Source organism: Achromobacter sp. ACM05, from assembly GCF_019218915.1.
GTDB lineage: Bacteria > Pseudomonadota > Gammaproteobacteria > Burkholderiales > Burkholderiaceae_B > Achromobacter > Achromobacter animicus.
Genome location: NZ_JAHUWQ010000004.1, coordinates 66,256 through 83,532, shown reverse-complemented (window position 1 = coordinate 83,532; position 17,277 = coordinate 66,256). Strand labels below are relative to the sequence as shown.

The window sequence follows — 17,277 nt, the reverse complement described above, 5'->3', positions numbered from 1 at the left end:
GGGCATCCGTGGTTCGGTTCCGGTGGGGGACATTCTACCGGCGCCCATCGGGGCGGAACAGGGTGCGCAATAGGAATGGGCAAGGGTGCGATAGACGCAGGTATTCGCGCGCGGCGCCGCAATCCTTAGCATTTCAGTCACGTCAACGACTTGGAGAAATGACCATGACTGCAGCACAGAACCGGCAATCCAAAGTGGTGCTGATCACCGGCGCCAGCAGCGGCATCGGCGAGGCCACGGCGCGGCTGCTGGCCGCGCAGGGCCACCGCGTGTACGTCGGGGCGCGCCGCACGGACCGGCTGGAAACACTGGTGCAAGAGATTCGGGCAAACGGCGGTACGGCAGCGTTTCGCGCGCTGGACGTCACGTCGGCCGAGGACATGCGGGACTTCGTGCGCGGCGCCGAGGCGGCCTACGGGCAGGTGGACGTGATCGTCAACAACGCGGGCGTGATGCCGCTGTCGCCGCTGAATTCTCTGAAGGTGGAAGAGTGGGACCGGATGATCGACGTGAACATCCGCGGCGTGCTGCACGGCATCGCCGCCGTGTTGCCGGGCATGGAGCGCCAGGGACACGGACAGGTGATCAACGTGTCTTCCATCGGCGGGCTCGCCGTGTCGCCGACGGCGGCGGTGTACTGCGCGACCAAGTTTGCGGTGCGCGCGATCTCGGACGGCTTGCGCCAGGAGACCAACAAGATTCGCGTGACGGTGGTCTGCCCCGGCGTCGTTGAATCGGAGCTGGCCGACACGATTACCGACGACACCGCGCGCGTGGCGATGCAGTCGTTCCGCCGCGTTGCTCTGCACCCGGACGCCATCGCCCGCGCCATTGCCTACGCCATCGAACAGCCTGACGACGTGGACGTCAGCGAAGTGGTGGTGCGCCCGACGGCCAGCCCGCATTGAACCTGCAACCATAAGGAATCGAACCATGATGGCAACGACTATTTCTGACCAACCCTTTTCCGGCCAGACGGCCATCGTGACCGGCGCCGCCAGCGGCATCGGCCTGGCCACCCTGGAACTCCTGCATGCGCAGGGCGCCCGCGTCGTGGCGGTGGACCGGGACGAGGCCGTGCGCGCGCTGGCGCGGCCCGGCGTAGAGCCCCTGGTGGCCGATATTTCGCGGGAAGACAGCGCCGAAAAGGCGGTCAAGACCACGATGGACTGCTTCGGCAGGCTGGACATCCTGGTGAACAACGCGGGCGTCATCATCAACAAGCCGGTGATCGACATGACGCTGGACGACTGGGAAGGCATTCTTGCCGTGAACGCCACGGGCGCCTTCCTGTTTTCCCGTGAAGCGATGCGCGTGATGGTACCGGCGGGCCGTGGCGCGATCGTCAACGTCGGCTCGTACGCCTGCTACCAGGCCTTTCCGACCATCGCGGCCTACGCGGCTTCCAAAGGCGCGCTGGCGCAGCTGACGCGCGCGTTGTCGCTGGAGGCCATCGAGCACGGTATCCGTGTGAACGCCGTGGGGTCGGGCGACGTGGTCACCAACATTACCAACCACATCCATGAGGACGGTCCCGGCTTCCTGGCCGAGCACGGCAAGAACGCGCCGATCCGGCGGGCGGCCGAGCCGCGCGAGATCGCGGAGGTGATTGCGTTCCTGGCATCCGACAAAGCCAGCTACATCGTGGGCGCGGTGGTGATGGCCGACGGCGGCATGAGCGTGGCGCTGCGCTAGGCGCAATGCGTGTGCGGGGTCAGCGCGGCGGAAAGATCGCCGCGCGCCACAGGTCCAGGAAGTGGCGCTTTTTCAGCGGGTCCAGATACACCAGCAGGCCGACGCCCAATGCCACGGGCCGCACGCCGGCTGCGGGCACGACCGATGCGCTCACCGGCCGCATGCCGGACTCGCGTGCCAGCGCATCCTGCCCGCGCGCCGACAGCAGATAGTCCAGGAACAGCGCGCCCAGGTCGCCGCGCGGCGCCTGCTTCGGAATGATGGCCGAGCGCGACAGCATCAGCGTGTAGTCCTGCGGGTAGATGATGGCGAGCGGCGCGCCGTTGTCGATGCGGTGTCGGGTATAGGACTCCAGCAGGTTGTAGGCCAGCGTGACGTCGCCGCTTTCCAGCTTGTCCAGCGCGTGTTCGGTGGACTCGTGGATGGACACGCCGTTGCGGCCGAAGGCGCCAAGCAGCGCGCCCGCCATGCTGTCCAGCCGCGTGTCCTGCGTAGCCGCCAGATAGCCGATGCCGCTGCCCTGCACGTCGTAGGTGGAGATGCGGCCGGCGAGCGGCTGGTCGGGCGCCTGCAGCAGCGACAGCAGTTCGCGGCGGGTGTGCGGCACGCGCGCGGCATCGAGCTTGCGCGTGTTGTAGACCATCACGATGGGGTCGGTGCCGATGCTGAAGACCTCATCGCGCCAGTTGGCCCAGCCGGGCAGGGCGCGCGTCTGCGGCGATATGTGCACGCGCGCGTAGCCGTCGTTGACCAGCTTGGTTTGCAGGTCCATGGCGCTGCTGATGACGATGTCCGGCCCTGACGGGACGCCGGGCGCCGTGGCAGCGCGGGCCACGGTGTCGCTGTAGAGATCCTGCGTCGACAGCTCGGTGTATTCCAGCCGGACAGATGGGTTCAACCTGCTGAAGTCTTCCAGCACGCCGCGAAACACCTGCACGCTGTTGGACGCGTGCACGACCAGCACGTTGCTGCTGTCGGCCGGTCCCAGCGTGAGGCCGCTGCCGCTCATTTCGGCGGCGTGGCTGATCGCGGACAGCGTCAGCGCGGCGATTGCGGCCAGGCCGCGCAGGATGGAGCGGGCGTCACGCATGATCGGCTTTCGCGGGCAAAGCGGTTGCGGGCAACGTGATGACGGCGTCCAGCCCGCCGCCCACGCGGTTGCTCAGGCTGAGCGTGCCGCCGTGGATGTCGACGACGCGCTTGATGATGGACAGACCCAGGCCGGCGCCTGGCGAGCGGGGATTGGGGCCTCGCGCAAACCGTTCGAAGGCCGTGTTGGCCAGGGCCGGCGGAATCCCCGGCCCCTGATCGGACACCGTGACGCGCCAGCCACCGTCGTGCGGATCCAGCCGCACGTCGATGTGGCCATCGTCATTGGCGCCGTGCCGCAAGGCGTTGTCGATGAGGTTCTTGAAGGCCTCGCGCAGCATCAGGTTGTCGCCCATGACGCGCGGCGGATTGCCGCCGTTCGCGGACGGCAGATGCAGCCGGACATCAGGCTGCGGATCCGCCTGCGGGACGGTGTCGTACACGGCCTGGCTCAGCAGCTCGGCCACGTCGACGGGCTGGAACTGCCGGACGTTGCTGCGATGGATGACGCTGGCGTCGCTGAGCAGCTGGTTGACCAGGCGCGACAGCTTTTCGGCGTTGCGCAGCACGGCCAGAAGACTGCGCCGCTGCTCGGCCGGATCGTCCTCGTCCAGCGCAACTTCCATCTGCGCATGCAGCGCGGCCAGCGGGGTGCGCAGCTGGTGCGCGGCCTCGGCAATGAACAGGCGCAGCGTGTCCAGGTTTTCCGACAGCCGGCCCATGAAGCCGTCCAGCGAATGAACCAGCATGTCCAGTTCCTCGGGCACCGGCGCGGCGATGGGATGCAGGTCCGACGCGGTGCGGCCGGCCAGCTCGCGCTCGACCCGCTGGATGGGCGACAGCGACCGCTGCAATCCCCAATAGGCCAGCGCCAGCGCGGCCGCCGTAAAGCCGATGAGCGCCAGCGTGCCTTGCCACAGGATGCGCTCGGCTAGCGCGTTGCGCGCCTCGCGCGTCTGGGCGACCTGGATGATCGCGGTCTCGGTCTCTTGCGGGCCGGCCACCTTGCGTTCCATCCACGCGACGCGCACCGGTTCGCCCTGGTATTCGGCGGCGTAGAGCTGCGGCGTGCTGGCGTCGGCATTGCCGCGCGCGGGCGGCGCGGGCAGGTCGCCGTATCCGGAGATCAGCGCACCGCGCGCCGAGGCCACCCGGTAGAACACGCGGTCGCGCGGCGCCTGCTCCATCAGTGCAAGCGCCGCATAGGGCATGTCCATCTGCCACTCGCCCTGCACGAGCTGCAGGCTGTCGGCCATGGACAGCACGGACGCGCGCAGCAGCTGGTCGTAGGTGGTGTCGGCAGTCTGGTGCGCATAGCCGCGCACCAGCAGGTAGATCGCGCCCAGCCCGACCGCGAACAGCGCGCCGAGCACGGTCAGCAACCGGCGACGCACGGAAATACGGCGGGGCTGCTCGGAACGCGGCCGGTTCATGGCGTTGCGGACCGCTACGGATGCGGCGTGGCCGCGGGCTCGCCGTCCGCGCCTTCCGCTGCCGTCAGCAGGTAGCCGGTGCCGCGCTGCGTCTCGATGCGCAGGGGCGAGCCTTCCAGCTTGCGGCGCAGCCGGGCGATGTAGACCTCGATGGCGTTGGGCGCGGCGTCGTCGTCAAACGCGAACAGCTTGTTTGCGATTTCGCTCTTGCTGACAGCGCGGTTCATGCCGGCCAGCAAGATTTCAAGCAGGCTGAATTCGCGCTTGGGCAGGTCGATGCGACGGCCGGCCAGTGTCACCTGCCGCGCCGCGCTGTCGATGACCAGTTCGCCAAAACGCAGGGTGCCGGTGGCCTGCGGGCTGGGACGGCGCAGCAGCGCGCGGCAGCGGGCTTCCAGCTCGCGAAAATCGAAGGGCTTGGCCAGGTAGTCGTCCGCGCCGGTATCCAGGGCATGCACGCGGTCCTCGATGTCGATGCGCGCGGTCAGCGCCAGGACGGGCGTCTTGCTGCCGCGATCGCGCAGCCGGTGCAGGATGTCAAAGCCCGACATGCGCGGCAGGCCGATGTCCAGGATGACGAGATCGAAGGTCTCGTACTGCAGCACGCCGTCGGCGTTCAGGCCATCGTTCTGGCTGTCGACGGCATGGCCGAGACGGCGCAGCCGGCGCACAAGTGCGTCGGACAAATCCTCATCGTCTTCGATTACCAGAATGCGCATAGCGGCGATTGTCTCACGCCGAAAACGACAGGTTCCAGACAGCTTTTCTTCCTAGTCTTGCGTACCCGCTTCCCCAGCCGGAGGCAGGCACACATAACAACGACTAGCTGGAGATAACCCTCATGCTTCTGACCCTGCTTGGCTTCGGCATGGTGATCACGTTCATGACGCTGATCATGACCAAGCGCCTGTCGCCGCTTGTCGCCCTCATCCTTGTCCCCATTATCTTTGCGCTGCTGGGCGGTTTTGGCGCGGGCATCGACAAGATGATGCTGGACGGCATCCGCAAGATCGCGCCGACCGGCGTGATGCTGATGTTCGCCATCCTGTATTTCGGCGTGATGATCGATGCGGGCCTGTTCGACCCCATCGTGGGCCGCATCCTGCGCGCGGTGAAGGGCGATCCGCTGAAGATCGTGGTGGGCACGACCGTGCTGGCGCTGGTGATCTCGCTGGACGGCGACGGTTCCACCACCTACATGATCGTGGTGGCGTCGATGCTGCCGCTGTACCGCCGACTGAAGATGAACGCGCTGTCCATGACCTGCCTGGCGATGCTGGCCAGCGGCGTCATGAATCTGACGCCGTGGGGCGGACCCACGGCGCGCGCCGCCAGCGCCCTGCACGTGGACGCGGGCGACATCTTCGTGCCGCTGGTGCCGGTGATGGGCGTGTCCATCGTGGCGATCCTGATCCTGGCGTTCTTCCTGGGCCTGCGCGAGCGCCGCCGTCTGGGCGTGCTGGCGCTGCCGGAGGGCGCGTCGCTGCATGCCGGCTACGACGAGGACGGTCCGAAGAACCTGCCCGAGATCGAGGTCGACCACGACCTGCGCCGTCCCAAGCTGCTGTGGGTGAACGCCGGCCTGACGCTGGCGCTGATGGTGAGCCTGGTGCTGGGCGTGCTGCCGCTGCCCGTGCTGTTCATGATCGCCTTCGCGATTGCGCTGATCATCAACTATCCGAACCTGGCCGAGCAGCGCCGCCGCGTGGCGCAGCATGCCGGCAACGTGCTGTCGGTGGTGTCGCTGATCTTCGCGGCGGGCATCTTCACCGGCATCCTGTCCGGCACCGGCATGGTCGAAGCCATGTCGCGCAGCCTGCTCGCCGTCATTCCCGACGCGCTGGGACCGTATCTGGCGGGCATCACCGCGCTGGTCAGCCTGCCGTTCACGTTCTTCATGTCGAACGACGCCTTCTACTTCGGCGTGCTGCCCATCCTGAGCGAAGCCGCGCAAGGCTACGGCATCACGCCCGTCGAGATGGCGCGCGCCTCGCTGATCGGCCAGCCGGTCCATCTGCTCAGCCCGCTCGTGCCGTCCACCTACTTGCTCGTCGGCCTGGCCGGCGTGGAGTTCGGCGACCACCAGCGTTATGCGCTGAAGTGGGCCACGATGGTCTGCATGGTGATGCTGGCGGCCGCCCTGGCGTTCGGCCTGTTCCCCCTGGTGGGCGCGGCCGCCTGATTCCCCGCGGCGCCAGCCGCATGACTTTGAAAGGAAGCATCATGGCTTTGCGCATCGCTTACGTCACCAGCGGCATGGGACACACCGGCACCGCGATCTGCCAGGCGCTGCATCGCGCCGGCCATCGCGTGGTCGCCGGCTGCGGTCCGCGCTCGTCCCGCAAGGACCACTGGCTGAAGGAACAGAAGTCGCTGGGCTACGACTTCATCGCCTCGGAAGGCGACGCCACCGACTGGGCGTCGACCGAGGCGGCCTTTGCCAAGGTCCGGCGCGAGGTCGGCCAGATCGACGTGCTGGTCAACAACGCCGGCTCCATGCTGGACATGCGTTTTCGGCAGATGAGCCACGCCGACTGGTCGGCCGTCCTGCGCAGCAATCTGGATACGCTCTTCAACAGCACCAAGCAGGTCGTCGACAGCATGGCGGACCGCGGCTGGGGGCGCATCATCAACATCGGATCAGTGGCAGCCGAGAAAGGCCAGATCGGCCAGATCAACTTTGCGACCGCCAAGGGTGCAGTCATTGGTTTCACGCGCTCGCTCGCGCAGGAAGTGGCGGCGCGCGGCGTGACGGTGAACCTGGTGTCGCCGGGCTTCATCGCCGACGACACGGTCCGCGCGTTCCCGCCGGCGCTGCTGGACCGCATCGTGGAAAGCGTGCCGGTGGGCAGGCTGGGCACGGCGCAGGACCTGGCCGGGTTGTGCGTGTGGCTGGCCTCGGACGAAGCTGCGTTTGTCACCGGCGCCAATTACGCCATCAATGGCGGCGTGTACATGAGCTGATTTCCGGGACAGCGGGAGGCCGCCAGCGGCCGCTCGCGCCCGGCATTGTTTACGTCATTGCCGCGCAGGTCGTCCGCACTTCAGTTCGTCACCACCTCAGTTCGCCAGCTTCACCGCGCCGCTGTCGATCAGGGCCTTCCATTTGGCGTTGTCCGCCTGGATGAATTTCAGCAGGTCTTCCCGCGACCCGCCGCCGGCCAGCATGCCGGCGTTGTCGACCGCCGCCTTGAACGCGGGCGTGGCGACGGCGGCGCGCAGCGCGGCGTTGATGGGTTCAAGCTGGTCGCTCGTGATGGCATTGCTGGCCGCCACCGAAAACCATTGCGTCGCGGCGTAGCCTTTGAACCCTGATTCCTCCACTGTGGGCACGTCGGGCAGGCTGTCCAGGCGATAGGGCGTGGTCACGGCGTAAGCCTTCAGTGCGCCGGACTTGATCTGCGGCATGACCGGCGCGGATCCCAGGATGGCCAGCGGAATCTGTCCGCCGGCAACGTCCGCCACCGCCTGGCCACCGCCCTTGTACGGCACATGCACGATGCGGGTGCCGGCGTATTGGTTCAGCAACTCGCCCGCCAGATTCTGCGAGGTGCCGTTGCCCGAGCTGCCATAGCTCCAGGCTTCGGGTTGGCGGCGGGCATCGGCCAACACGTCCTGCAGGCTGTTCTTGGCGTTGCGGGCAGGGCCTACGATCACCATGGGGCCTTGCGCCATCAGCATCACGGGGGCTAGCTCGCGACCGATGTCGGGTTGCGGCGTCGGGTAGATGAGCGGTCCCGGCACGGTGAGCAGATAGCCGTCGGCGGCCTTGCTGCGCGCGACCAGTTGAAGCGCGATCGCACCCGAGGCTCCGGGACGGTTCTCCACGATGACGTTCAGGCCGGTCTGGCGCGCCAGCTCCTGCGCCGCAATGCGGGTCAGCACGTCCGCCGTGCCGCCGGGCACGAAGCCCACCACCCACGTGATCTGTTTGGCCGGCCATTGAGAATTGCTGTCGGCCGCCGTGGCGGCCGCGGCGGGCATGGCGATGCTTAGAAGCATCGCGCAGCATTGGATAGCGAATTTCATGTTTTCCCCTTGATTTCGGCTATCGGTGATTCGTCTTGCGCTCAGCCGGGATCCCGCTTGCCGGGGGGCGTGTTCGGATGCTCGGCGCACGACTGGTTGAACGCCTGCACCATTTTCAGGATGGGGCCGAGCACCCACGTATTGAAGATGAGAATGTCGCTCTCCTCCTTGGGGTCCTGTAGCAGATTGAACAGATACGGGGATTCCAGTTTGCCCTTGCCCTCGTTGACCTCGGGCTCCCAGTAGAAGTGCAGCTTCCAGTCGCGCCATTTCACGGCGCGCAGGTCGCCCTTGATGTAGAACAGGAATCCCTCGCGCAGGGATTTCGGGCTGGCTCCGGTAAAGAAGTCGGTCTGGTCGATGCCGTCGATGGGCCGGTCCCGCGGAACGTCGGCGCCGCCGATGCGGGACAGCGTCGTGTACAGATCGGTCACGTGGACCATCTCGTTGGACACCTGACCCGGCTGTACGCGGCCGGGCCAGCGGATGATGAAGGGCACGCGCAGGCTGCCTTCCATGGCGGTATGGTAGGTGCCGCTCCAGGGGCCCGCCGTGCCGCGGTACGGCTTGCGGTATTCAGGGCCGTTGTCGCTGCAGAAGATGAACACGGTGTCCTCGCGCAGGTTCAGCTCGTCTACGGCCTGCACGATCTGGCCGACGCGATGGTCCATTTCGACCATGGAGTCCGCGAAGTCGCCCGCGCCCGTGCGCCCGGCAAAGTCGGGGTGCGGCAGGGTGGGAAAGTGCAGATGCACCAGCGGCAGATACAGGAAGAACGGGCGCGCCGCCTCGGCATGCTTGCGCATGAATCCGATGGACCGGTCCACCAGTTCGGCGTCGATGCCGCGCCGCGTATCCAGATCGTAGACCTTGACGTTCTCCGACGGCCCGCCGGCTTCGCCTTGCATGATGTGCGGAATGTCCGCCACCGTGGGATCGAAGCCGATCGACGACGTGAACTGGCTTTCGTCGGTGGTGCGCGGGATGCCGTACCACTCGTCAAAACCCCGGTCGCTGGGATAGCGGCCGGGTATGTCGCCCAGATGCCATTTGCCGAAATGCGCGGTTGCGTAGCCCTGGTCCGACAGTTGTTGCGCCAGCGTGATCTCGTCGCGCGCAAGCCCTTGCGGCAGGCCGGGCGGCACGGATTGCAGGCAGCCCGTCCGGATGGGGTGACGCCCGCTCATCAGCGCCGAGCGCGTGGGCACGCAGTCGCTTTCCACGTTGAAGTTCTGCAGCAGCAGGCCCTCGGTGGCCAGGCGGTCGATGTTCGGGGTGGGTGCGCCGCGCAGGGCGCCGCCGCCGTAACAGCCAAGTTCTCCCCATCCCAGATTGTCGGCCACGATCAAGACGATGTTCGGCTTGTGTTCCATTGTGCTCTCGCCTCGGTGAATGCTCGGGTTGATCCCAGGATTCTAGGAGGGCAGGGCCGCCGTTATATTCCCGAAAGGACGTAAATGAATGAACTTCGGTTATGAATCTGTCCCTGCGGGATATTGAATATTTCCTCGCCGCCGTCGAGTACGGCAACCTGGAACGCGCCGCGGCGTCGTTCGGCGTCAGCCAGCCGGCATTGTCGAAATCGCTGCAGCGGCTGGAGGCCGATACGGGGCTGGCGTTGCTGGACCGCAGCGGCCGTGGGCTGCGCCTGACGTCCGCCGGGCTGGTGTTCCTGGAGCATGCCAAACGGCTTTGGGCCGAGTACCGGGACGCCATGCGCCACGCCGCGGAATTGCGTGTGGGCCAGGCGGGATTGCTGCGCGTGGGGGTAACTGGCGCGACCGTCGACAGCGTGGCGATGCCCGCGATGCGGCACCTGCTGCCGCGCCGACCGGCGCTGCGGGTGCAATTGACGCAGGGGTTATCGGATGACCTGAACGAGCAGGTCGCCAGCGGCAAGCTGGACCTGGCCGTGACGCCTATCTATGCGGACGTGCCTTCGACCCTGCACCATGAACCGATCATGGAAGACCGCCTTTGCGTGGCGGCCAGCCGCCACCATCCGCTGGCCACGCGCCGCAAACTGGCGTTGCGCGATCTGGCGGACCTGCGGTGGATTCTGCCCAAGCCTTCCTCGATTGCCCGCAAGGCCCTGGATTCGCGGTACGCGGAAAGCAATCTGCCGTTGCCCGCCGCGGCGCTGGAGGTCGAGCACTTTTCCAAGGGCACGCTCGAGCTGTGGCGCAGACGGATCTGCTGGCGCTGCTGCCGCAAAGCGCGCTTGAGACTGAGGCGGACGTCGTCGCGCTACCGGTGGCGCTTGGCCGGCCGCTGCCCCGCGCCATTGCGCTGATCTCCCGGCAGGGGACCGCCTGGTCGCCGCTGATGCATGAATTCCGGCGCGCCATTCTGGATTGCGCAGCGGGCATGCCCTGAGCACGGCGACTGGCGCAACGGCGGTTTTCGGCTGTGCCACAATAGTCCGCTTTCAATTCATCAGGAGCGGGGTTCATGGCTGGAACGTCATTGCGGGTTGCGGCGGGCGTGGGGCTGCTGTCGCTGGCGGCGCTTGCCGCGTGCGGCAAGAAAGACGCCTATCCGCCCGAGGTCCAGCGCGAGACCTACAGCTCGTGCGTCGCCGGTTTTAAATCCCGGGTCCAGGCGTCGCCGGAAGTCGACGCGAAGGCCGCCAGTTATTGCAATTGCATGGTCGACGGCTTGCAGAATTCCGTGCCCTACGAGGAATTCAAGCAGCTGGACCAGTTGCTGGCGACCAAAAGCGCCACGCCGGACAGCGAAAGGCTGAGCAAGGGCGTGACCGATGTGGTCAATGCCTGCTTGAAGCGCGAAATGCCCAAGGGCTGACGGCCCTATTACCGAATGCAGTTGCCGAGCGCGCGTCAGGTGCACTGCCAAAGGTGCCCGCTGACGCGGCAGGCGGCGCACCAGAAGGTGTAGTTGCAGCCGCCGCTGCCCCACAGCCATTCACCGCCGTCCTCTTGCGGCAGGCCGGAGTCCAACTGCATGGCCAGGGGCATGTCATCCCCGCAGTCGGGACACGCCGGGTAGTCGGCGGATTGCACCCAGCTCGGCGCGCCGCCGACCCGGCTGAGGTTCTGGCGGCCATTGGACTCGCCCCAGTCTTGCCAATGCCAGCGCGCCGGCGCCCTGAACAGCGTCACGTCGGCTTCCAGCAGCGGACTTGCGACGAAGTCCGGCGTCAAGGGGGCATCGCGCTGCTGCCTGGGGTGCATAAGCGGCGCGCCGTCCTCGGCGTGGCGAAAGAAAAGGGCGCCGTCGGTTTCCCAACCCTGGCACGACAGGCAGGTCGAGAATTCGATGGCGCTGGGGCTATCGATGCCTGCTGCGGCGGCATCCTGAATCGCCAGCAGCCGGTGCAAAGGGCTGTGGCACAAGCCGCAGCGGCTTGCCGACGTGCCGCCCATGCGCGCTTGGACACAATCCGTTGATTCAGGGTTCCAGGTGGGATGCGCGCGCTGCACCTCGCGCCGCCATGCCGGCTGTTGCGCCAGCATGGATTTTCTTTGCGCAGCGCTGAAGCCGATGTGCAGCGGCTGTTCGCCGTGCAACGCGCGCAAGCCCCCTCCGTGTTCCGCATAGCCCGCTTGCTGCAACCACGATGCGGCATCGGGGGCGTCGGCCTCGGGAAACAGGCGACGCCAGGCCGCGTATACCGTCTGCGGCCGGCGCGACCGCAGCAACGCGACGGCGCGCGCGCGTCCTGGACTGCCTTCGGCGAGGTCGTCGTCCAGCCGGTGCAGCCAGTCGCGCAGCGTGGCGTCGTCAAGAGCGCGCCATGCGAGATCGGCCGCGTATTCCGGCCCGCCGTCGTCGTCTTGCACGGCTGTCAGCAGCCGCTCCCAGTCTTGGGCAAAGGCTTCAGGGTGCTGGACCGCTGCGGAATCCAGGACCGCGCGTGCCAGTTCGGAATCCGCGCCGCGCCGCCAGACTTCGCCAACCGTGGCCACGTAGGCCGCGTCGTCCATCAGATCGAGCGCGGCGTCAATGAAGGTGGCGTGCTTGATCGGCCGGTCCAGCGCCTGCAGGACCAGATCGGCCAACGCGGCGGGCGCATCCCGCCGCAATTGCAGCATTTGCGCCATGGGGTCGTTGTTCTTCCAGCCCAGGCGCTCATAGGCGTCAAGAATCTCGGTGGCGGTTTTCATCGGCCGGTCCAGTTTTGATTGAGCCGGGAGGATATCCGATGACGTCGCTTGCCGCGGCCCGGTGACGCAGGCCGGAATTCCGATCGAGGTTTAATTGGTTACTCATTAAGCACAAAGCGCGTTGACTTCGCCCCGCGCGCCGCCCATAGTGGCCTGGAGTCTTTTCGAGCATCGTGATTTTCGTCCGGTCTTGCACCCTTCGTGGGGCGCCTCATTGTTCGCGATCCTTTCCTTGACTGGCCTCATGTCGCGGGATTACCCGCATTCAAAGGAAAGCATCAATGGAAACCGGAATCGTGAAGTGGTTCAACGATGCCAAGGGGTTTGGCTTCATCATGCCCGAGGACGGCGGCAAGGACATATTTGCGCACTTCTCCGAGATCGTCAGCGACGGCCACAAAGTGCTTGTTGAAAATCAGCGTGTCAGCTATGTGACCGCGCAAGGCGCCAAGGGCCCTCACGCGACGCAGATCCGCGCATTGTGACCGGCGGCCGCAAGGCCTTTCGGTCAGACATTGGAGGTCCCATGTTTCAGAACAATATGGTCTACAAGGGCTACCGGCTCACCGCGAGCGTCTCCCGGGTGGCAATCGGGAACGCGCGCCGGCCGGCTTTTACTGCAACCGTGGCTGTGGAATTGGCGGGCAATCAGGACCGGCTCAGCGAGCCGCATGCCGTACCGCTTTTCGACGCCGGCGGGTTCGTCGCCACGCCCGGTATGGCGGTCGATGCGGCGATCACGCATGGCCGCTTGATGGTGGATTCGCATTCCCGGGCAGATTGACGGCGCGATGCGAGCCGCGAGGTAGCGTGGATCGCTGCCCGTGAACGGTGCAATAACCAGTTGGGGCCGCCCTCGTGATGTGGGGCGGCCCCGTTTCATGTCGGGCAGCGCTGGTTAAGTGTGGCGATGGCGGGAAATGGCGTCTGAAGGGGCTTTCTGATCAGCACGCCGGTTGCCGCACAACTTTACGGTAATGCGCCTCACGCCTTCAGGCCCAGCCGCCTTGCCAGCTTGTGCAGGTTGCTCGGATCCACATCCAGCGCCCGCGCCGCCACCGCCCAGTTGCCTTGGTTTGCATCCAGCGCCCGCCGGATGACCTGACGCTGGCAGGCGTCGACCGCGTCCCGCAGCGATTGCAAGGGTGCGCTTGCATCGGGCGTCTCGGCCGCATCATCCTCCAGCGACGCCGGCATGTCGCCATCGGACAAATCCAGCAGCTTGGCCCCCAGCGTGACAATCTCGTTGCGGCTGGCGCCGTGGCTGACGGCCTTGATGGCCGCGCGGCTGATGACGTGTTCCAGTTCGCGCACGTTGCCCGGCCAGCGGTAGCGCCGCATCATTTCCTCGGCCTCGGGCGACAGCCGCAGGCTGCGCAGACCGAGCCGCGCGCGGTTCAGTTCCAGATAGCGTCCGGCCAGCAGCAGGATGTCGTTGCCGCGGTCGCGCAGGGGCGGGATGGGGATGGGATAGACCGACAGCCGATGATAGAGGTCGGCGCGGAAGTCGCCCGCGCGCACCAGGTCGCGCAGGCTGCGGTTGGTGGCCGCCACGATGCGCACGTCCACGGTGCGCGGGCGGTCGTCGCCCAGCCGCTGGATCTCGCCGTTCTGCAGGGTGCGCAGCAGCTTGGCCTGCACCAGCAGCGGGAGTTCGCCGACTTCGTCCAGGAACAGGGTGCCGCCATTGGCGGCTTCGAAGCGGCCGGGGCGGTCAGCGACGGCGCCGGAGAATGCGCCCTTGGCGTGGCCAAACAACTCGCTTTCGGCCAGCGATTCGGGCAGCGCGGCGCAGTTTACGTGCACCAGCGGCCGGTCGCGGCGGCGCGACAACCCGTGCACGCGATGCGCGAACAGCTCCTTGCCCACACCGGTCTCGCCCAGCAGCAGGATGGGCAGCTCTGAATCGGCCACGACTTCGATCTCGTGCAGCAGCCGGCCGATGGATTCGCTTTGGCCCAGGATGTCGCTGCTGGCCGGAGCGGCGCTGTCCGCCGGCGCCTGCCCGCGCGCCACGCGCAGGGCACGGATCTCGGCTTCGAGGCGCGTGGTGCGGAGCGCCGCTTCGAGCAGCACGATGTAATCGCGCAGGTCGGCCTGCGCCTCCATGTCGAACGTGCCGACCTCCAGCGCGTCCAGCGTCAGCACGCCCCAGGTCTTGCCCTCGATATGCAGGCTGGTGCCCATGCAGTCGTGCACCGGCAGCGGTTCGCCCGCCATGCCATTGATGAGTCCGTCATAGGGATCCGGCAGCGTGCTGTCGTGATGAAAGCAGGTGACGCCGCGCCGTCCCAGGATGGCCGCCAGCCGCGGATGCTGCTGCACGGCGAAGCGGCGGCCCAGTGCGTCCTGGGTCAGGCCGTCCACCGCGATGGGGCGCAGATGGTCCTCTTCAAGCTGCAAGAGTGCGACCGCGCCGCATCGGAAATGGGTGCGAAGGCTGGAGACCAGTCGCTGAAGCCGGATGGCGGGCGGCAGGTCGGCGACCAGGTCCGCAAGCAGGAGATTTTGCATGGGGTGAATTCTACCGTTGCAAGGTCAATAGAACCCTCCTGTTGAAGGGTGATATCTACCCTTTAAAACGCAGGTGGTTGATAAATCTCAAGTTTTTCCTGGCACGGATTTCGCAAGTAGAGAAGCACCGCAATGATCTTTGGAGAGACGCGATGAGCATGGTTGAGCAATCCCTGGGCCAGTTGGCCCGCAGCATTCCCGGCGCCACGCAGGTGTTTCACGAGTTCGATCTGGACTTCTGCTGTGGCGGCAAGAAGAGCCTGGCCGAGGCGGCGGCCCAGCGTTCGCTGGACCCAGCGCAGATCGAGGCCCGTCTGGAGGCCCTGGCGCAGAGTCCGCAACAGGAAACCGACTGGGGGCTGGCTTCGCCGGCAGAACTGGTCGACCACATCCTGGCGCGCTACCACGAGGTGCATCGCCAGCAGTTTCCGGAACTCATCCGCCTGGCGCTGAAGGTGGAACAGGTGCATGCCGACAGCCCGGACTGCCCGACCGGCCTGGCCGACCACCTACGCACCATGCAGCAGGAACTCGAAAGCCACATGCAGAAAGAGGAACAGGTGCTGTTCCCCATGCTGGCCCGCGGTCACGGCGCCATGGCGACCATGCCGATCATGGTGATGCGCATGGAACACGACGACCACGGCGTGGCGCTCGAACGCCTGATGGCGCTGACCAACAACGTGACGCTGCCGCGCGCCGCCTGCAATACGTGGCGCGCGCTGTACCTGGGCATCCGCCAGTTCAAGGAAGACCTGATGGCGCACATCCACCTGGAGAACAACATCCTCTTTGAAAACGCAGGCGCGCGCGCGCCGGCCTGACGGGCGTGGCAAGGAAGGGCGGGGCCTGCCGGCCCCGCGGCATCAGCAGGGAAGGTTTGTATGAACATCGACAAATTCAAGCAGCAGCACGTGGATATCCTGGAAGGCATCGCGACGCTGCGCAGGCTGGCCCTGGCGGGCGTGGCGCGCAACGCGGCTGAAATCGCCCAGGGCATCGTGGCCATGAGCGCCACCATCAAGCTGCATCTGGCGGTCGAGGACCGGGCGCTGTACCCGGCCGTGGCGCGCAGCGCCGACGCCGAACTGGCGCGCAAGGGGCGGGAATTCCAGGAAGAGATGGACGCCATCGCCGCCGCCTATGAAGGCTTTGCCAAGCGCTGGAACAACGCGCGCAACCTGGAACTGGACGAGCGCGGTTTCCGGGACGACGCCAACACCGTGCTGCGCCGCGTCCACGAGCGCATGCAGCGCGAAAACCGCGATCTTTATCCGCGCATCGAGGCGATGTAGCAAACCGGCCCGGGCCGGACACAAAAGGAATGAAAAGCGCCATCTCCGTTGCATGAAACCGGCGACCGTCGCCTGTACACTCGGAACACCTTACAGGGCGACAGGGGTTCTTGATGGCCGGAAGCAGTTTCTTCGCGTTGTTCGACGATATCGCCACCATCCTGGATGACGTTTCCGTCATGACGAAGGTGGCCGCCAAGAAGACGGCGGGCGTGCTGGGCGACGACCTGGCGCTCAATGCCCAGCAGGTCAGCGGCGTGCCGGTCAACCGCGAGCTTCCCGTGGTCTGGGCGGTGGCCAAGGGCTCCTTCATCAACAAGCTGATCCTGGTGCCCGCGGCGCTGCTCATCAGCGCGTTCGCGCCTTGGGCCATCACGCCGCTCCTGATGCTGGGCGGCGCGTTCCTCTGCTACGAGGGAGTCGAGAAACTGGCGCACAAGTACCTGTCTCACGGCGAATCCCCCGAAGGCCACCACGCTGCGCGCGCCGAGGCGCTGCAGAACCAGTCGGTCGACATGGTGGCGTTCGAAAAGACCAAGATCAAAGGCGCGGTGCGCACCGACTTCATCCTGTCGGCGGAAATCATCGTCATCAGCCTGGGTGCCGTGGCCGGCGCCGACTTCACGCGGCAGGTCGCGGTGCTGTCGATCATTGCCATCGGGATGACGGTGGGCGTCTACGGTCTGGTTGCCGGCATCGTCAAGCTGGATGACCTGGGCCTGTACCTCAGCCAGAAATCGTCGCGCGCGCTGGCCTGGATGGGCGAGCGCATCGTGGCCGCGGCGCCTTATCTGATGAAGACGTTGTCGGTGGTGGGCACGGCCGCGATGTTCATGGTCGGCGGCGCCATCCTGACCCACGGCATCCCGCCGGTGCATGCGGCCGTCGAACACGCCGCTGCGGCGGTTGGCGGGGGCGGCGTCGTTCACGCGCTGGTGTCCACGCTGCTCAATGCCTTGTTCGGCATCGTCGCCGGCGCGGTGGTGCTGGGCGTGGTCAGCCTCGTCAAGCGCCTGTTCAAGAAGGGCTGACAGGCAGCGGGGTCCGGCGCGCCGGGCAGGCGGGTGTGACCGGGCAACGGGGGCGCCCGGAAGA

At 66.5% G+C, this 17,277-nt stretch carries 18 protein-coding genes; 11 read left to right on the top strand and 7 right to left on the bottom strand.

The window, feature by feature from the left end:
• The first annotated feature begins 164 nt into the window (after positions 1–164).
• Both KW836_RS22605 and KW836_RS22600 read left to right on the top strand, forming a co-directional pair.
• On the top strand, positions 165–908 hold the full coding sequence (locus KW836_RS22605) for an SDR family oxidoreductase (protein WP_218344832.1): 744 nt from the start codon (positions 165–167) through the stop codon (positions 906–908).
• A gap of 25 nt (positions 909–933) precedes the next feature.
• On the top strand, positions 934–1,695 hold the full coding sequence (locus tag KW836_RS22600; RefSeq protein WP_218344831.1) for an SDR family NAD(P)-dependent oxidoreductase: 762 nt from the start codon (positions 934–936) through the stop codon (positions 1,693–1,695).
• A 19-nt stretch (positions 1,696–1,714) separates the two neighbouring features.
• On the opposite strand, the gene KW836_RS22595 is transcribed toward KW836_RS22600, so the two are convergent.
• From KW836_RS22595 to KW836_RS22585, 3 genes are read right to left on the bottom strand one after another with little or no spacing between them, the layout of a single operon-like run.
• Positions 1,715–2,785, bottom strand: a complete 1,071-nt coding sequence (locus KW836_RS22595; protein ID WP_218344830.1) for an ABC transporter substrate-binding protein — start codon at positions 2,783–2,785, stop codon at positions 1,715–1,717.
• A complete protein-coding gene (locus KW836_RS22590; protein ID WP_218344829.1) occupies positions 2,778–4,217 on the bottom strand; it encodes a sensor histidine kinase in 1,440 nt (479 codons plus the stop codon). The genes KW836_RS22595 and KW836_RS22590 overlap by 8 nt, the downstream gene beginning before the upstream one ends.
• A 14-nt stretch (positions 4,218–4,231) precedes the next feature.
• Positions 4,232–4,936, bottom strand: a complete 705-nt coding sequence (locus KW836_RS22585) for a response regulator transcription factor (RefSeq protein ID WP_218344828.1) — start codon at positions 4,934–4,936, stop codon at positions 4,232–4,234.
• 122 nt (positions 4,937–5,058) lie between these two features.
• On the opposite strand from KW836_RS22585, the gene KW836_RS22580 reads away from it, so the two are divergent.
• A complete protein-coding gene (locus KW836_RS22580; RefSeq protein ID WP_175123048.1) occupies positions 5,059–6,399 on the top strand; it encodes a CitMHS family transporter in 1,341 nt (446 codons plus the stop codon).
• 41 nt (positions 6,400–6,440) lie between these two features.
• The gene (locus KW836_RS22575; protein ID WP_175123047.1) at positions 6,441–7,181 is read left to right on the top strand and encodes an SDR family oxidoreductase; all 741 of its coding nucleotides are present in this window, start codon (positions 6,441–6,443) and stop codon (positions 7,179–7,181) included.
• 96 nt (positions 7,182–7,277) lie between these two features.
• Here KW836_RS22575 and KW836_RS22570 read toward each other — a convergent pair whose 3' ends face one another.
• Complete coding sequence (locus KW836_RS22570; protein ID WP_175137286.1) at positions 7,278–8,246, bottom strand: tripartite tricarboxylate transporter substrate binding protein; 969 nt, start codon at positions 8,244–8,246, stop codon at positions 7,278–7,280.
• Between the two features lie 41 nt (positions 8,247–8,287).
• Entirely contained in the window at positions 8,288–9,619 is a 1,332-nt protein-coding gene (locus KW836_RS22565; protein WP_218344827.1) for an arylsulfatase, read from the bottom strand.
• A gap of 101 nt (positions 9,620–9,720) precedes the next feature.
• Between KW836_RS22565 and KW836_RS22560 the strand changes: the two genes are divergently transcribed.
• Positions 9,721–10,539 (top strand): LysR family transcriptional regulator, encoded by an 819-nt coding sequence (locus KW836_RS22560; RefSeq protein WP_255596144.1) that lies wholly within the window; start codon positions 9,721–9,723, stop codon positions 10,537–10,539.
• A gap of 158 nt (positions 10,540–10,697) precedes the next feature.
• Positions 10,698–11,051: a hypothetical protein gene (locus tag KW836_RS22555; protein ID WP_255596143.1), complete on the top strand. Its 354-nt coding sequence runs from the start codon at positions 10,698–10,700 to the stop codon at positions 11,049–11,051.
• A 35-nt stretch (positions 11,052–11,086) separates the two neighbouring features.
• On the opposite strand, the gene KW836_RS22550 is transcribed toward KW836_RS22555, so the two are convergent.
• The gene (locus KW836_RS22550; protein WP_218344826.1) at positions 11,087–12,373 is read right to left on the bottom strand and encodes a hypothetical protein; all 1,287 of its coding nucleotides are present in this window, start codon (positions 12,371–12,373) and stop codon (positions 11,087–11,089) included.
• Positions 12,374–12,654: 281 nt separating this feature from the next.
• Between KW836_RS22550 and KW836_RS22545 the strand changes: the two genes are divergently transcribed.
• Complete coding sequence (locus KW836_RS22545) at positions 12,655–12,858, top strand: cold-shock protein (RefSeq protein ID WP_218344825.1); 204 nt, start codon at positions 12,655–12,657, stop codon at positions 12,856–12,858.
• Between the two features lie 41 nt (positions 12,859–12,899).
• Positions 12,900–13,157 (top strand): hypothetical protein, encoded by a 258-nt coding sequence (locus tag KW836_RS22540; protein ID WP_218344824.1) that lies wholly within the window; start codon positions 12,900–12,902, stop codon positions 13,155–13,157.
• Positions 13,158–13,357: 200 nt separating this feature from the next.
• On the opposite strand, the gene norR is transcribed toward KW836_RS22540, so the two are convergent.
• On the bottom strand, positions 13,358–14,887 hold the full coding sequence (norR, locus tag KW836_RS22535) for a nitric oxide reductase transcriptional regulator NorR (protein WP_218344823.1): 1,530 nt from the start codon (positions 14,885–14,887) through the stop codon (positions 13,358–13,360).
• Positions 14,888–15,039: 152 nt separating this feature from the next.
• On the opposite strand from norR, the gene ytfE reads away from it, so the two are divergent.
• The 3 genes from ytfE to KW836_RS22520 all read left to right on the top strand — a co-directional run bounded on the left by ytfE (position 15,040) and on the right by KW836_RS22520 (position 17,213).
• A complete protein-coding gene (gene ytfE / locus KW836_RS22530) occupies positions 15,040–15,711 on the top strand; it encodes an iron-sulfur cluster repair protein YtfE (protein WP_218344822.1) in 672 nt (223 codons plus the stop codon).
• A 60-nt stretch (positions 15,712–15,771) separates the two neighbouring features.
• Positions 15,772–16,182 (top strand): hemerythrin domain-containing protein, encoded by a 411-nt coding sequence (locus KW836_RS22525; protein WP_175123037.1) that lies wholly within the window; start codon positions 15,772–15,774, stop codon positions 16,180–16,182.
• 113 nt (positions 16,183–16,295) lie between these two features.
• Entirely contained in the window at positions 16,296–17,213 is a 918-nt protein-coding gene (locus KW836_RS22520) for a DUF808 domain-containing protein (RefSeq protein ID WP_175123036.1), read from the top strand.
• The last annotated feature ends 64 nt before the right edge of the window (positions 17,214–17,277 follow it).

Excerpts from the sequence above, each read along its gene's own strand:
- KW836_RS22605 (WP_218344832.1), top strand. The coding sequence starts at position 165 with ATGACTGCAGCACAGAACCGGCAATCCAAAGTGGTGCTGATCACCGGC.
- KW836_RS22600 (WP_218344831.1), top strand. The coding sequence starts at position 934 with ATGATGGCAACGACTATTTCTGACCAACCCTTTTCCGGCCAGACGGCC.
- KW836_RS22595 (WP_218344830.1), bottom strand. The coding sequence starts at position 2,785 with ATGCGTGACGCCCGCTCCATCCTGCGCGGCCTGGCCGCAATCGCCGCG.
- KW836_RS22590 (WP_218344829.1), bottom strand. The coding sequence starts at position 4,217 with ATGAACCGGCCGCGTTCCGAGCAGCCCCGCCGTATTTCCGTGCGTCGC.
- KW836_RS22585 (WP_218344828.1), bottom strand. The coding sequence starts at position 4,936 with ATGCGCATTCTGGTAATCGAAGACGATGAGGATTTGTCCGACGCACTT.
- KW836_RS22580 (WP_175123048.1), top strand. The coding sequence starts at position 5,059 with ATGCTTCTGACCCTGCTTGGCTTCGGCATGGTGATCACGTTCATGACG.
- KW836_RS22575 (WP_175123047.1), top strand. The coding sequence starts at position 6,441 with ATGGCTTTGCGCATCGCTTACGTCACCAGCGGCATGGGACACACCGGC.
- KW836_RS22570 (WP_175137286.1), bottom strand. The coding sequence starts at position 8,246 with ATGAAATTCGCTATCCAATGCTGCGCGATGCTTCTAAGCATCGCCATG.
- KW836_RS22565 (WP_218344827.1), bottom strand. The coding sequence starts at position 9,619 with ATGGAACACAAGCCGAACATCGTCTTGATCGTGGCCGACAATCTGGGA.
- KW836_RS22560 (WP_255596144.1), top strand. The coding sequence starts at position 9,721 with ATGAATCTGTCCCTGCGGGATATTGAATATTTCCTCGCCGCCGTCGAG.
- KW836_RS22555 (WP_255596143.1), top strand. The coding sequence starts at position 10,698 with ATGGCTGGAACGTCATTGCGGGTTGCGGCGGGCGTGGGGCTGCTGTCG.
- KW836_RS22550 (WP_218344826.1), bottom strand. The coding sequence starts at position 12,373 with ATGAAAACCGCCACCGAGATTCTTGACGCCTATGAGCGCCTGGGCTGG.
- KW836_RS22545 (WP_218344825.1), top strand. The coding sequence starts at position 12,655 with ATGGAAACCGGAATCGTGAAGTGGTTCAACGATGCCAAGGGGTTTGGC.
- KW836_RS22540 (WP_218344824.1), top strand. The coding sequence starts at position 12,900 with ATGTTTCAGAACAATATGGTCTACAAGGGCTACCGGCTCACCGCGAGC.
- norR (WP_218344823.1), bottom strand. The coding sequence starts at position 14,887 with ATGCAAAATCTCCTGCTTGCGGACCTGGTCGCCGACCTGCCGCCCGCC.
- ytfE (WP_218344822.1), top strand. The coding sequence starts at position 15,040 with ATGAGCATGGTTGAGCAATCCCTGGGCCAGTTGGCCCGCAGCATTCCC.
- KW836_RS22525 (WP_175123037.1), top strand. The coding sequence starts at position 15,772 with ATGAACATCGACAAATTCAAGCAGCAGCACGTGGATATCCTGGAAGGC.
- KW836_RS22520 (WP_175123036.1), top strand. The coding sequence starts at position 16,296 with ATGGCCGGAAGCAGTTTCTTCGCGTTGTTCGACGATATCGCCACCATC.